The following is a 14,473-nucleotide window of genomic DNA, read 5'->3' on the forward strand; positions in this document are numbered from 1 at the left end:
GGTGCGACGCGCATGATCACTCGGTACCCCGCCCGCGCCCGCCTGGGGGCGTCGTGACCGCGACGTCCTTCCACTCCCTGGACCTCACCAGTGAGGCGTCGCTGAATCACCTCGTCCTGGAGCGGGCCGGCGCGCTCGGCGTCGAGGGACGGACAGCGGAGGAGGTGTGCTCCCGAGACGCGCTGTACTCCCTGGCCACCGCCATCGGCCTGAGCGGCCTGCGGAGGGGACGCCTGGCGGACGATCTCGCGGCCGCCGTGGTGTCGCCCGACGCGCGGGTGGCCCGTTCGGCCGCCGCGGTGCTGCACACGTTCGGGATGCGTCTCGGAGCGCTGATCGCGACACTGCGCGATCCGGAGACCGCCGACCGGCAAGGAAGCACCCCGTACAGCCGGGCCTTCCTCGCCCACTGGACGACCGTCGACGGCATCTGGCTCGCCGGTGGCCTGCTGGCGGGCGGCTGCGGGCCTCTCGTCCTGAGCGGCGTGAAAGCGGCCGCCGCGCTCGTGCCGGGCGCGCCTTCTGTGGCTGTCGTCCCCCTACCGGAACTCGGCCCGCTCATCGGTGCGGCCCGGCACGTGTCCATGAACTCCGGAGACGGTGCCGCGGTGGTCGCCGACCTCGGCCACACCCGTATCAAGACCGCGGTCGCCGAGCGTCGCGGCCGTACTCTGCTGCGGCTTCACCGCGTTCGTGCCCGGCCCGTACCCCGGCGGGCCGGTGGCGACGGAATCGAAGCCGCCGTCGGCGCCGCCCTTGTCCAGGCGTTCCGGGACGCCGCGGGCCCCGCGCCGGACCGTGTCCCCGCCATCGTCCCGGCCGTCATCAGCGTCGCCTCGTTCGTCCGGGACGGACTGCCCGCCGATGACGGGCAAGGGGTCTACGGGTACCTCTCGCGGCGGACCCCGGCGCTACGGCGCAGGATCCGCGCCGCCACCGGAATCCGCGCCGGTCTGCGATACCTGCACGACGGGACCGCGGCGGCCGCTGCGGCGCCCACCGCGGGCACCGCCACCATCACGGCGGGGACATGGCTGGGTGCGGGCTTCCAGCCGGTGGGAGGGCCGCCACTGCTCACCGTGCCGCGAGATCGGCCGCCCATCGCCTGGGCGGACGGCCTCGGCACACCGATGACCAGGGATCGAGGGAGAACCGAAGGGCATGGTCGACGAAGCGGCGCGCGGTGATCGCCACGATGTCATGGGCGACGATCCGGTGGGCGCCGAGGAGGACCCGGCGGGCGGGCCGGGTACGGCGCGGACCGGCGTTGCGTACCGGCCGGCGCTGGTCGTCGTGAGCGGACCGCCGGGCTCCGGCAAGACGACCCTGGCGCGCACGCTCGCGCAGGCGCTGCCGTGCCCGCTGGTGTCGCGCGACGACATCAACGAGGGCATCTTCGAGACCTTCGGTCATGATCTCGCCGTCGCCGGCAAGGAGCCGGTCGCGCGGCTGGCCTTCGAGACCTTCTTCCAGACGGTCGACCTGCTGCTCTCGTCGAAGGTGACCGTCGTGGCCGAAGCGGCCTTCCAGGACCGGCGATGGCGGCTGGGGCTGAACTCGCTCAAGGCCGAAGCGGACACGAGGATCGTCCACTGCGTGGTCGACCCCGGGACGGCACGCCGGCGCGTGACCGAGCGGCACCGCGAGCAGCCCGACGGCCCGAGTGCCCGCCGGGCGGCGTCGGCTCGCCGGGACGGAACCGGCGGACGGGCCGCCGGTGGCTTCGAGGCGGTGTCGCTCGCTGTTCCCTCGCTTCGCGTGGCCACGGTGAACGGCTACGACCCGGCCATCGAGGTGATCATCGATTTCATCCGTGCACAGCGTGGATTCGGCATCGACCAGAGGGGCACATAGTTGAACGCGTTCTCGACAGTCGTGGTGATCGGGGGAAGCGGCTTCATCGGCTCTCATCTGTGCGAGCTGCTGGTCGATATGGAGTGCCGGGTGTACTGCCTGGACAATTTCGCCACCAGTGGCGCCGGCAATGTGGCGCACCTGATCGACCGGCCTGGGTTCGCACTGGTCGAGCACGATATCAACGAGCCCTTCGACCTGCCCGGCCGAATCGATCTCGTGGTGCATCTCGCCTCACTGCCCAGCCCGGTCGACTATCTGGCGCGGCCGGTGGAGGCCCTCCGCGTCGGGTCCCTCGGCACCCTCAACGCGTTGGATCTCGCGCGGGCGAAAGGCGCCCGCTGCGTGTACGCGTCGAGCAGTGAGGTCTATGGCGACCCGTCTATTCACCCACAAATCGAGTCATACCACGGCAATGTGAACCCGATGGGGCCGCGCTCGTCCTATGACGAGGCCAAGCGGTTCGGTGAGGCGGCCTGCGAGGCATACCGGAAGACGTACGGCGTGGACACCGTCGTGCTGCGCATCTTCAACACCTACGGCCGCCGGATGCGGGCACGGGACGGCCGGCTCGTCCCCACCTTCATCCGGCAGGCGCTGGCCGGCCGGCCCATCACCGTGCACGGCTCGGGACGGCAGACGCGATCGCTGTGCCATGTGGACGACACCGTCGGTGCCGTGCTGAAGGCCGCCTCAGCTGCATGTTCGGGGCCGATGAACATCGGAAACCCCCGGGAGTTGCCGGTCGTGGGGATCGCGGAGCTCATCCGGGAGCTGTGCGGCTCGCGGTCCCCGATCCAGCACGTCGACGCCCGGGACGAGGATCCCGCCAGGCGCCGCCCGGACATCAGTCTGGCCCGCCGGGCGCTCGGCTGGGAACCGAGCGTGGACCTGCGGACCGGACTGGCCGAGACGATCAGCTGGTTCGCGGGCAGCCCGTCCCTTGCCGCCGCGATCACCGACGGGTGATATCCGGGCATGGAGCTGCCATTCCTGACATATCCCGGCAAGATCCACAGGCGCAGGGTGGCGGGCCGGATCCGGCCATGAGTCCGAGGTTGCGGACCGGTTTCCCTATCGGACAGCAGTCACCATGGCACACTTGTTGACATTTTGTTGTATCCGGTTTGAGCTGGGAGAACGACGGCCCGACCCCCCATCTCGTGAAAGGATTTTCGTACTGCGGAGCCGGGCCGCCGATTCCCGTGTGCCCCTGCCGACGGGTGAACAGTCCGCCGCGGACAAGGAGGGGCTTGCACGATGGAAATCTTAACACGATGACAGCTTGTCATGTGTTAGCGTAAATAGCGCGACACAACAAACTGGGAGCATTCCCGGTTCTCGTGTTGCACTCGTAGTAATGGGTGCAGCGAGGAGGACCGGGATTGAACACCCCGGGACCTCCTCGCGAGCACCCCTCGTGAAAGGAGGGGGTCCCGTGAGGAACCCTCAATCGCCTTGGCGCATATCCGCCTTAGTGGCGGCCGCGCTCGGGCTCGTCAGGACTCTCTGCGGCCTGCCGCTGCGGGGAGCGAAGCACGTCACCCGCTGGCTGGGCCGGGAGGTCAAGCAGTCCGTCGGTAAGCGGAGCCCGGTGATCGCCTGGACGGCCGCCGCGACGGCGGTCATCCTCGGAACCGGCAACAAGTCCCTGCTCGTGATCTCCGGAGCGACAGGGATGCCGGCGGTCGTCACCGCCTTCCTGACCGACATCACGGCGGGTGTCGCGCTGCTGCTCATCATTCGCCCCAACCCCCGGAAGCTGGAATGGCCGGTGGTACGGGTCGGCCTTCTCTTCGGGCTGAGCTCCGCAGTGAGCATCTGGTCGGGGCAGGAGGCCCTGCACCACATGCCGATCGCCATGTACGCGGTCCTGGCCCTCATCATCGGGCCGACGACCGCGGCCCTGGTGTCCGGCCGTCGCAACTGGCAGATCCTCGGCTGGGTGTGCGTCTCAGCAATGGGTGCGCTCCTCCTGTACGGCGTCGCGTTCAAGGAACTGCCCCTGATGGGGGCGGTGAGCATCCTGCTGAACGGGGCGATGTACTGGGTGATGCTGGCGACGTTCACGGGCCTCGGCAAGATGGAGCAGGGACGAACCAAGGACGCCGTGTTCATGGCGAGCGCGGTGAGCAAGGTGGTCACCGTCCCGATCCTGGGCGTGGTCTTCCTGTGGGCCGATGGGCCCGCGGTCGTCAGTCAGACGAGCGTCTGGGCCACGCTCGGTGCCCTGGGCGTCGGCGCGATGGCGTCGATCAGCGCGGTGCTCATGAGCGCCGGCTGGAAGCGGGGACTCACCGCTTCCGCCCAAGCCCAGCTCCAGCCCGCCAAGCCGGTGCTGGCCCTCATGTGGGGGCTGGTGGCAGGCCAGAAGCCCTCCGACACCGGTCTCAACACGATCGTCGGGTACGTCCTCGTCGTCCTGGGCGCGGGCGCCGTCGGTCGGATCTTCGTGGAGGAGAAGCGTAGGAAGGAAGCCCCTGACCAGGACGGGGGCCGGAAGGAGGCCGGGGCCGAGAAGGCCCTGGTCTGAGTAGGGGGACGGTGCCCCGACACCGTCCCTTCGCGAACGGACGGCGGGAGGCCCTGTGCTTCCCGTCGTTCTTCTTCGTCGCTGTTCCTACTCGGCCTTGTGCGGGGGGAGCGCCCGAGGCGGTGACCGCGGGTGTCGCCGCATGTCGCGATGCGGCCGTCGGTGGCGCATGGGGTTTGATGTGCGATGCGGCTCGGGCGGCGAGGGTCTCGCCGGTATTCCCGGTGTCGCCGGTGCCTTCTTCAGAAGAAGATCATCTCAAAGTGGCATGAGTGGGCTTGTACATAATGAATTCTGGAGAAGCCGACCAGTCCGGAGGCGGATCCCGTATCCGGGTGTTGTCGGCGCCGATGTTCCGGTCGCTGGGCAACCGCAATTTCCGGTTGTTCACGATCGGTTCGCTGGCGTCCAACACCGGTACCTGGATGCAGCGGGTGGCTCAGGACTGGCTGGTCCTGGAGCTGAGCGGCAACGACGGTACTGCGCTGGGGATCACCACCGGGTTGCAGTTCCTGCCGATGCTGCTGTTCGGGCTGTGGGGCGGGGTGATCGCCGACCGCTACTCCAAGCACCGCGTTCTGGTGATCACCCAGGCGTCGATGGGCCTGCTCGCGCTGACCCTCGGGTTGCTGGCCGTCACCGGCAGCGCCCGGCTGTGGCAGGTGTACCTGCTGGCGCTGGCGCTGGGCATCGCCACGGTGGTGGACAATCCGGCGCGGCAGACCTTCGTGGTGGAGATGGTCGGCAAGACCGACCTGCCCAACGCGATCGCGTTGGGCGGTGCGTGCTTCAACGTCGGCCGGGTGCTCGGCCCCGCGGTGGCGGGACTGCTGATCGCCGCGATCGGCACCGGCCCGGTCTTCCTGGTCAACGCGGCGTCGTTCGTCGCGGTGCTGGTCTCCCTCGCCCTCATGCGGGCCGGCGAGCTGTGTCCCGCCGAGCCGGTGACCCGTGCCAAGGGGCAGTTGCGGGAGGGGCTGAGGTATGTGCGGGCCCAGCGCGAGCTGGTCATGGTCCTCCTGCTGGTCGGGCTCGTGGCGACGTTCGGAATGAACTTCGCGGTCACCATTCCGATGATCGCCAAGGAGGTCTTCCACACCGGGGCGTCCGCGTTCGGGCTGGCCTCCACCATGCTGGCCGTCGGCTCGCTGGTCGGTGCGCTGGTGGCGGCCCGCCGGGTACACCCGACACGCAGGCTGCTGATCGGTTCGGCGATGCTGTTCGGGGCGATGGAGATCGCGTTGTCGCTGATGCCGTCGTACTGGCTGTTCCTGGTGCTGCTGGTTCCCACCGGCGTCACGGTGCTGACCTTCACCACGACCGCGAACGCCACCGTGCAACTCGGTGTCTCCGCGGAAATGCGCGGCCGGGTGATGGCGCTGTACATGCTGGTCTTCCTCGGCACCAACCCGCTCGGCGCACCGCTGATGGGAGAACTCGCCGAACAGATCGGGCCGCGCTTCACGATGGCGCTCGGCGGCATGGTGACCGCTCTCTCGGCACTATTGGTGGTCGCCGTCATGCTGCCCCGGAAAACCCTCACCGCGGCCGCGGCGGACCTGGTCCGATCGCTGCCGCTGACCGGTCGCTCGCCACGGTGGAGCAGATTCCGGAAATAGCCGCTCCCGGCGGGCGGTACGATTTTCCGCCTGCCATCCATCCGGGTTTCCATTCCCGTGCAACCACGTCTTGGCGAACGTGGCACAATAGGCCCGGCCGTGTTCTGTCCGGGGCACGGTAGGAGGGCCCGGCTGATCATCAGCGGGCCATGGCAAACCAAGATTGAGGAGGGCTCGACTATGGCGCACAACGAGTACGCCAATGCGGCCGACCAGGAGCACGGCGGCTTCCCCGCCGACGTTCTACGGGAGCGACTGCGTCACGTGTACTGGATCGGCGGTGGCAGCGGGTCGGCGAAGACGACCGTCGCGCGGCACCTCGCCGACCGGTTCGGGATGCGCGTGTTCGACACGGACGCGGCCATGCCCGATCATGCCCGGCGTCTGCCGGCGGAGCAGGCTCCGTACCTGGGCAGGTTCGCCGCGATGGACATGAACGAGCGATGGACGTCCAGGAGTCCGCAGGAGATGCTGGACACCTTTCACTGGTTTCGCGGTGAGGGTTTCGGGCTGATCGTTGAGGATCTTCTGGGATTGCCCACTGACCGGCCGGTGGTCGCAGAGGGTTTCCGGCTGTTGCCCGAGCTGGTCCGGCCTTTGCTCGCCGAGGTGGGTCAGGCCGTGTGGTTGCTGCCGTCCCCCCGGTTCCGCGAAATGGTGTTCGAGGGCCGTGGGGGCGAAGCGTGGGGTTTCATCGCCAAGACCGATGACCCGCACCGTGCGTTGCGGAATCTGCTTGAGCGCGATGCGTTGTTCACCGACCGGTTGACCGGGCAGGTCCGGGATCTGGGCCTTCACGGGTTGACGGTGGACTCCTCATTGTCTGAGGACGGGCTTGTCCGGCAGGTGTCCGCGGTATTCGGACTTGAGGGCTAAGTGGTCGCTGAGCAGCGGCTGAAACGAGTGCCTCACGTCATATAGCACACTGGGCGGTCGGGCGGCTTGGTGCCGCCCGACCGTTCCGCGTATTCCCACCCGGAAGGCCCGGCGGTCGCTCGGGGCGGAGGATCCGCAACGCCCGCATGGTCAACCGCGAACTCGGCCTTGCTGCGGCGTGCCGATCGGTGAGTTGTCACTTTGGTGACAATCGTGTGGCTGAATCGTTGCTCCGGGTGCATGGCGCGCGGTGGAAACGGAGGGCCACACTCGGTTGCTTCGTTCCCCCCGACGAAGGTGGTGTGCCATGACCGCTGACGCCCACGACTTCGACGTGATCGTGGTCGGCTCGGGGTTCGGCGGCAGCGTGTCCGCGCTGCGACTGGCCGAGAAGGGCTACCGGGTCGCCGTCATCGAGGCGGGACGCCGCTTCGACGAGGACACCCTTCCGAAGACGTCCTGGCGGCTGCGCAAGTACGTGTGGGCGCCGAGGCTCGGGATGCGCGGGATCCAGCGCGTCCACCTCGTCGGCGGCAAGGCCGGCGTGCTCGTCCTGGCCGGGGCCGGCGTCGGCGGCGGCTCCCTGGTGTACGCCAACACCCTGTACGAGCCGCCGCGGCCGTTCTTCACCGACCGGCAGTGGGGCCACATCGCGGACTGGCAGGACGAACTCAAGCCGTTCTACGACCAGGCCCGCAGGATGCTCGGCGTGACCGCCAACCCGTTCGTCACCCCCGCCGACGAGGCGATGAAACGCGTCGCGGACCGCATGGGCGTGGGCGACACCCACCACGCGACCCCCGTCGGCGTGTTCTTCGGCGAGAAGCGGGGCGAGGACGCCGACGACCCGTACTTCGGCGGCGCCGGCCCGCGCCGGACGACCTGCACCGCCTGCGGCTCGTGCATGATCGGCTGCAAGGTCGGCGCGAAGAACATGCTCACCAAGAACTACCTGTACCTGGCCGAGCGCGCGGGCGTCGAGGTCGTCCCCGACACCACGGTGCGCTCCGTGACCCCGCTGCCGTCCGGCGGCTACGAGGTCGGCACCGGGCACACCGCCCCGCTCCGCAGGCGCCGCCGGACGCTGACCGCCGAGCACGTCGTCCTCGCCGCCGGGACCTACGGGACGCAGCAGCTCCTGCACCGGATGCGCGACACCGGCCGCCTCCCGAACCTGTCGTCCCGCCTGGGCGAACTCACCCGCACCAACTCCGAGGCGCTGCTCGGCGTCGAACGCATGACCGTGTGGCACCGCAAGAAGGACGTCGACCACAGCACGGGCCTCGCCATCACCTCGTCCTTCCACCCCGACGAGAAGACCCACATCGAGCCCACCCGCTACGGCGCGGGCAACAACGCGATGGGCGTCATCCGCACGCTGCTCGTCGACGGCGGCGGCCCGCCCCGCTGGCTGAAGTTCCTCGGCCAGGCGGCCCGGCACCCCACTATCATCCTGCGGGGCCTCTCCCTCAAGGACTGGGCCAAGCGCACGGTCATCACCCTGGTCATGCAGACCGCCGACAACTCCATCACCATCAACGAGAAGCGCGGCCGCCTCGGCCGCCGCAAGCTCGTCGCCCGCCAGGGTGACGGGGAACCGAACCCCACCTGGATCCCCGTCGCCCACGACGCCGTCCGGATGCTGGCCGAGGAGCTGGACGCCACCCCGGGCGGGACGTGGTTCGACCTGTTCAACATCCCGACGACCGCGCACTTCATCGGCGGCTGCGTCATCGGGGAGACTCCGGAGACCGGCGTCATCGACCCGTACCACCGCGTCCACGGCCACCCCGGCCTGCACATCGTGGACGGGTCGGCGGTCACCGCGAACCTGGGCGTCAACCCGTCCCTGACCATCACCGCCCAGGCCGAACGGGCGATGGCCTACTGGCCCAACCGCGGCGAGAAGGACGCGCGCCCCGAGCCCGGCGCCCCCTACGAGCGCATCGAGCGGATCATGCCGGACAGGCCGGCCGTCCCGAAGGGCGCCCCCGCCGCCCTCAGGTGACGAGCGGGCGAATGGGCACGTGACCGGAATCGCCCCGGGCACCCGGTTCACCGGATCGGTGACCTGCCCCTGACCAGTCAGTCCCCGGCCGCTTCGGCGCCGGAGCCGTCGTCCTGGGCGGAGCGCCGGGTCGCCTGATGGACGCGGACGGCCAGCAGCGCGCGGGCGAACCGCGCGGCCAGCTCGCCGTCCAGGACGTCCGGGAGCTTCTCGACGGCGATCGAGCCATCGGGCCGTGCGGCGACCGTGCCGGAGTCCCCGACCGAGACCCCCATGCCGTCGTCGAGATCCTCCACGGACGGCAGATCCAGCGCGGACCGCAACGTGTCCTGAAGAGCGCGCACCGTGGTGGCGTCACGGTTGATGCGGTCCTCGGCGGCGTCCGCGCGCCGCACGGCCACGTCGGCGCGCTCCCGCTCGGTGTCGATGCGGGCGTCGGCGGCCTCGGCGCGCTGCTCGGCGCGGTCGGCGCGCGTGGCCAGCTCCGCCGCGCGCTCGGCGACCGAGTCGCGCTCCACGGTCAGCCCCGCGATCTCGCCCTGGGCGGCGGACAGCTCGGCGCGCAACTGCCGCTCGGTGTCGACGGCGGCCTCCAGCCGCGTCCGCACCTCCGCGAGTTCGGTGCGCGTGTCCGCGAGTTCGGTGCGCGCGGTCGCCAGCGCGGTCTGCTCGCCGGCCAGCGCGGTCTGCTCGGCGGCGAGCCGCGTCGCCAGGTCGTCGCGTTCCTGCTCGGCCTCGACGCGCGCCTGGTGCTCGGTGCTCCACGCGGCCTCCGCGCGCTTGCGCAGGCCCTCCGCGTTGGCGGCCTCGTTGCCGGACGTGGCACGGGCCTGCTGGTGGGCGCCGGCCTCCTTCCAGGCGTTCGCCTCGCTCTCCTGCGCGGCCGTGACGCTCGCCTTCGCGGCGGCGAGCCCCTTCTCGAGCTCCTCCCGGGCGTCGGCGGCCTCCTGGAGGGCCAGATCGGCGCGGGCCTCGGCCTGTCGCGTCCGCTCGTGGGCGTCCGCGGTCTCCTGCCGCGCGGCACGCGCCTCGGCCAGCGCCTTCTCGGCGTCGCCGAGGACGCCGCGCACCTCGCCGTCCAGCCGTTCGCCCAGCGCGGCGGCGGCCGAGGAGAGCCGCTCCACCAGTTCGCCGAGCCGATCGACGTCCTGCCCGAAGGCCCGCACCGGCGCGGGATCGACCTCGGTCACGGCGCCGCGCTCCACGGCCGCCTTCGCCGGCCCGTTCGCACCGGGGCCCTCACCCGGCACCTGGAGCGGCGCGGTCAGCACACCGTCGTCCGAAACTCCTTGATCTTCGCGCACGCGAGCATCCTAGTGAAACGTCCCGGTTTGCACCTCCCCCTCGGCCTCCAGGATCTTCCCGTCCGGGACCACGCGCGAACGGCACCGTACGAAGCCCGCGTCGCTCATAATCAGACGGTATGGGGCATCGCGCGAACTACGTCATCGTGGACCGAGGCGAGCACCAGATCCACTTCTCCAGGTTCGGGGCGCTCTCCCTGGCCTCCGACCCGCTCATGGGGCCGGACGAGCTGGAGCCGTACATCCGCTCCATGGAGCATCGCGACGAACTCACCGACGACGTATGGTGCGAAGGCTCCCTGGTGCTGGATCTGGACACCTGGACGCTGCTGTTCTGGAGCGACCACTGCCCCGCGAGGGTGAACCTCGAACTGCGCAGGGCCCTGAGCGAACGGTGGCCGGAATGGACCGTCGCCTGGGCGGTCAACCAGCACGTCGATGTCGTCGCCCACCTTGGTCTCGACCCCGACGGGCTGATCGAAGGCCCTCGACCGCCGACGAAGCTGACGGTCGACCAGATCATGGCCACGCTCAACCAGGGCAGACCGGGGGCGGACCTCCAGGAGTTGCGGCGCGAGATCACCGAGGCCGATCCGGACGACCCCTACTACCTGAAGGCCGAGACGCTTCTGACGGTCCGATTCCCTGACGGCGAGGTCCGCGACTTCAGCACGTTCTGGCGGATCAGCGAGGTGTTGACCGCGGGGGATCGGGTGGAGCGGATGCAGCACGCCCTGCTGGACCACGTGGCGAACCTGCGCGCCGCCGGAGCCGAGATCATCCGAGAGCCCGGCCCGGAGCCGTCTCCACCGGAGTCGGCCGGCGAACAAGCGGAACTCGTGGGCCGCCTCCTAGAGCTACGCGGACTCGGCGCCCCGCAGTGACCCGCGGGCCGGGAGGCCCTGAACGTCGGCTCGCGGTCCGGCTGCCGGTCTCCGCACGGGCGCGGAGATCGGTGTGCGAACTTCGCTCGCTCGCCCGGCATCGTAATGACCGTTGCTTGATCGTGACCGTGCGGTTACGGGGAGCGTCGAGTCCGACCGGACGTTGAGGCGGTGGTGGCTTTGGTGGATCCGTTGGAGCCAGGGGATCCCGACCGGATCGGCGAGTACTGGACGGCGGGCCGGCTCGGTGCCGGCGGTCAGGGCGTGGTGTACGAGGCGTACGGCCTCGATGGCGCCCGGGTGGCGGTCAAGGTGCTGCACGGGGCATCCGAATCGGTGGACGACCTGGAGCGGATGGCGGCTGAGGCGCGCGCGGCCCAGCGGGTCGCCTCGTTCTGCACCGCGCGGATCGTTCAGGTGCGGCTGAGGCCGCCGAGGCCCTGCATCGTCAGCGAGTACATCGACGGGCTGAGTCTGCAGGCCGCCGTCAACGGGGTCCGCGGCCGGGATCCGCGCCGGTTCGGCGGGGACGACCTGCACCGTCTGGGGATCGGGATCGTGACGGCGCTGACGGCCATCCACCAGGCCAAGGTGGTGCACCGCGACCTCAAGCCCGGCAACGTGATGCTGGGGCCCGACGGCCCCCGGCTGATCGACTTCGGGATCGCGCGGGTGGTGGACACGCATTCGGCCACCCGGGGCGGCGGGCTGGTCGGGACGCTGCGGTACATGGGCCCGGAGGTGTACGCCGGTCAGCGGGCCGGGGCCGAGGCCGACGTGTTCGCCTGGGGCGCGATCATGGTGTTCGCCGCCACCGGCCGGCACGCCTTCGCCGGTGGCGACCTCCCGGCCATCGCCCACCAGGTCCGCACCCACGACCCCGATCTGACCGAGCTGCCGGAGCGGTTGCGCACGCTGGTGGCCGCGGCTCTGGACAAGGACCCGCTGCGGCGCCCGTCGGCACGGGCGATCCTCGTGGCGCTGACCGGCGACCCGAACCAGGACGCCGACGACCCCGAGGATCTGGTCCGTTGGGGGGCCGAGCAGGCGGCCCCGCATACCGGGTGGCAACCGGGCGATCCGGCCTTGGGCGAACTCGCCGAGGACGCCTACACCGCCCTGACGCCGGACGAGCGGAAACTCGTCCCCGAAGTGTTCCTGCGGTGCGTGGTGCCCGGCGAAGACGGGAGCTGGTCCACCCGCCCGGTACCGGCCGCGGAGCTGTTCGACCGCCAGGCCCCTGGGGAAGCGGAGGCGCTGCGGCGGGTGGCGCGGGCCTTCGCGCCGTTGCTGGACATCACCGGCGACCACGCACCCGGCCCCGCCGAGCAGGTCGTTCTGACCCGTCCTGCGCTGCCGCGGGCCTGGTCCAGACTCCGGGACTGGCTCGATGACCAGCGCCGGGAGCTGAGCGCCCATCATCGCTTCCGCGAGGCCGCCTGCACCTGGGACGGCAACGGACGGCGCCGCAGCGACGTGCTGACCGGCGCCAACCTCGACCAGGGTGTGCGCTGGGCCATCAGCGGGCACCGGCCCTTCCCCAACCGGGTCGAACGCGCCTTGCTGGACGCCAGCGACCGCGCTCGGACCGCACGTACCCGCAACGTCCGTGTCGCAGCCCTGGCCTTGGCCGTCACCACCCTGGTCTCACTCACCGCCACCGGATGGGCGATCCACGCCCAGAGCGCCTCCGACGACGAGCGCGACAGGCCGACCGCCAACGCGACGCCGCTGCCTCCAGCCAACTCCTCGCCCAGAGCGAACAGGCGAGCACCCCGGCGCTGCAGGCGCTCCTCGCCGCCGCGTCCTGGCGGCTCGACCAGACTCCCCGAAGCCGCGCCGGCCTGCTCAACGTCCTCGCCAAGCCGGACCGCGCCATCCTCAACGCCCACGTGCATTCGGTCGCGTTCAGCCCGGACGGCACGACCATGGCGACCGGCGGCTTCGACGAGACCGTGCGGCTGTGGGACGTCGGAACTCGCCGTCAGATCGGCGAACCTCTCACCGGCCACACCGGCCCCGGGCTCTCGGTGGCGTTCAGCCCCGACGGCAAGACCCTCGCCGCCGCCGGTGATGAGACCGTGCGGTTGTGGGACATCGCGACCCGCCGACCGCTCGGCAAGCCCCTCACCGGCCACACCGACACCGTGGGCTCGGTGGCGTTCAGCCCGGACGGCACGACCATGGCGACCGGCGGCTTCGACGAGACCGTGCGGCTGTGGGACGTCGGAACTCGCCGTCAGATCGGCGAACCCCTCACCGGCCACACCGACCTCGTGCACTCGGTGGCGTTCAGCCCCGACGGCAACACCCTCGCCACCGCCAGCTACGAGGCCGTGCGGTTGTGGAACGTACGTGGACGTCAGCCGAGCGGCGAACCCCTCACCGGCCCGACCCACTCGGTGGAGTCGGTGGCGTTCAGTCCCGACGGCAAGACCGTGGCCACCGCCGGCGAGGGCGAGACCGTGCAGTTGTGGGACGCGCGGACCCGCCGGCCGATCGGCGAACCCCTTCCCGGCCACACCGACCAGGTGGAGTCGGTGGCGTTCAGTCCAGACGGCGAAACCCTGGCGACCGCCGGTCACACCAATGTGCGGTTGTTCGACGTGCGTACCCGCCGGCCGCTCGGCAAGCCCCTCACCGCCCACACCGAGACGGTGGAGACGCTGGTGTTCAGCCCCGACGGCGGGACCCTGGCCACCGGCAGCCTCGATGAGACCGTGCGGTTGTGGGACGTGCGCACCCGGATGGGCAGACCCCTCACCGGCTCCACCGGCCCCGTGTCCTCGGTGGTCTTCGGTCCCGACGGCAAGACCCTGACCACCGCCGGCGATGAGGACGCGCGGTCGTGGAACGCAGGCGACCGCCGGCCGCTCGGCGCGCCCCTCACCGCCCACACCGAGACGGTGGAGTCCCTGGCGCTCAGTCCCGACGGCAGGACCCTGGCCACCGGCGACTCCGAGGGGACCGTGCGGTTGTGGGACGTGGCCGGCCGCCACCAGATCGGCGAACTCCGTCCCGGCCACACCGCCCCCGCGGGCTCGATGGTGTTCAGTCCTGACGGCAAAACCCTGGCCACCGGCGGCTTCGACGACACCGTGCGGTTGTGGGACGTGGCCGGTCGGCGCCAGATCGGCGAACCCCTCGCCGGCCCCTCGCAGTCGATGGCGTTCACGCCCGACGGCAGGACCCTGGCCGTCGCCGACGAAGGCACCGTGCGGTTGTGGGATGTGGGCAGCCGTCGCCCGGTCGGCGAACCTCTCGCCGACAACACCGGCCTGATGGACTCGGTGGCGTTCAGCCCCGATGGTCGGACTCTCGCCACCGGCAGCCGCGACGAGACCGTGCGGTTGTGGGACGTCGCCACCCGCCGCCCCATCGGCACGCCCCTCGTC

10 protein-coding genes are annotated in these 14,473 nt (G+C 70.7%); 9 read left to right on the forward strand and 1 reads right to left on the reverse strand.

The window, feature by feature from the left end:
* Positions 1–53 precede the first annotated feature (53 nt).
* The 7 genes from E1281_RS13550 to E1281_RS13580 all read left to right on the forward strand — a co-directional run bounded on the left by E1281_RS13550 (position 54) and on the right by E1281_RS13580 (position 8,890).
* Complete coding sequence (locus tag E1281_RS13550; RefSeq protein WP_131877961.1) at positions 54–1,187, forward strand: hypothetical protein; 1,134 nt, start codon at positions 54–56, stop codon at positions 1,185–1,187.
* Complete coding sequence (locus tag E1281_RS13555) at positions 1,162–1,854, forward strand: ATP-binding protein (RefSeq protein WP_207943270.1); 693 nt, start codon at positions 1,162–1,164, stop codon at positions 1,852–1,854. The genes E1281_RS13550 and E1281_RS13555 overlap by 26 nt, the downstream gene beginning before the upstream one ends.
* Entirely contained in the window at positions 1,855–2,823 is a 969-nt protein-coding gene (locus tag E1281_RS13560) for an NAD-dependent epimerase/dehydratase family protein (RefSeq protein WP_131877963.1), read from the forward strand.
* Positions 2,824–3,331: 508 nt separating this feature from the next.
* Entirely contained in the window at positions 3,332–4,387 is a 1,056-nt protein-coding gene (locus E1281_RS13565) for a hypothetical protein (protein ID WP_131877965.1), read from the forward strand.
* Positions 4,388–4,737: 350 nt separating this feature from the next.
* Complete coding sequence (locus E1281_RS13570) at positions 4,738–6,006, forward strand: MFS transporter (RefSeq protein ID WP_131877967.1); 1,269 nt, start codon at positions 4,738–4,740, stop codon at positions 6,004–6,006.
* 180 nt (positions 6,007–6,186) lie between these two features.
* The gene (locus tag E1281_RS13575) at positions 6,187–6,882 is read left to right on the forward strand and encodes a hypothetical protein (protein ID WP_207943271.1); all 696 of its coding nucleotides are present in this window, start codon (positions 6,187–6,189) and stop codon (positions 6,880–6,882) included.
* A 307-nt stretch (positions 6,883–7,189) separates the two neighbouring features.
* Positions 7,190–8,890 (forward strand): GMC family oxidoreductase, encoded by a 1,701-nt coding sequence (locus E1281_RS13580; RefSeq protein ID WP_131877969.1) that lies wholly within the window; start codon positions 7,190–7,192, stop codon positions 8,888–8,890.
* Positions 8,891–8,967: 77 nt separating this feature from the next.
* Here E1281_RS13580 and E1281_RS13585 read toward each other — a convergent pair whose 3' ends face one another.
* On the reverse strand, positions 8,968–10,194 hold the full coding sequence (locus E1281_RS13585; protein WP_131877971.1) for a hypothetical protein: 1,227 nt from the start codon (positions 10,192–10,194) through the stop codon (positions 8,968–8,970).
* A gap of 119 nt (positions 10,195–10,313) precedes the next feature.
* Here E1281_RS13585 and E1281_RS13590 point away from each other — a divergent pair, with 119 nt between their 5' ends.
* On the forward strand, positions 10,314–11,078 hold the full coding sequence (locus E1281_RS13590) for a hypothetical protein (RefSeq protein ID WP_131877973.1): 765 nt from the start codon (positions 10,314–10,316) through the stop codon (positions 11,076–11,078).
* A gap of 1,664 nt (positions 11,079–12,742) precedes the next feature.
* Positions 12,743–14,473 (forward strand): WD40 repeat domain-containing protein (locus E1281_RS13600; RefSeq protein WP_165958913.1); only part of this gene is annotated, 1,731 nt, incomplete at its 3' end.

The sequence above is a fragment of the Actinomadura sp. KC345 genome (assembly GCF_004348515.1).
In the GTDB taxonomy this organism is placed as follows: Bacteria; Actinomycetota; Actinomycetes; order Streptosporangiales; family Streptosporangiaceae; genus Spirillospora.

What these genes read in the sequence shown, in the direction of transcription:
- E1281_RS13575 (WP_207943271.1), top strand. Translation starts at nt 6,187, where the DNA reads ATGGCGCACAACGAGTACGCCAATGCGGCCGACCAGGAGCACGGCGGC.
- E1281_RS13590 (WP_131877973.1), top strand. Translation starts at nt 10,314, where the DNA reads ATGGGGCATCGCGCGAACTACGTCATCGTGGACCGAGGCGAGCACCAG.
- E1281_RS13580 (WP_131877969.1), top strand. Translation starts at nt 7,190, where the DNA reads ATGACCGCTGACGCCCACGACTTCGACGTGATCGTGGTCGGCTCGGGG.
- E1281_RS13570 (WP_131877967.1), top strand. Translation starts at nt 4,738, where the DNA reads ATGTTCCGGTCGCTGGGCAACCGCAATTTCCGGTTGTTCACGATCGGT.
- E1281_RS13555 (WP_207943270.1), top strand. Translation starts at nt 1,162, where the DNA reads ATGGTCGACGAAGCGGCGCGCGGTGATCGCCACGATGTCATGGGCGAC.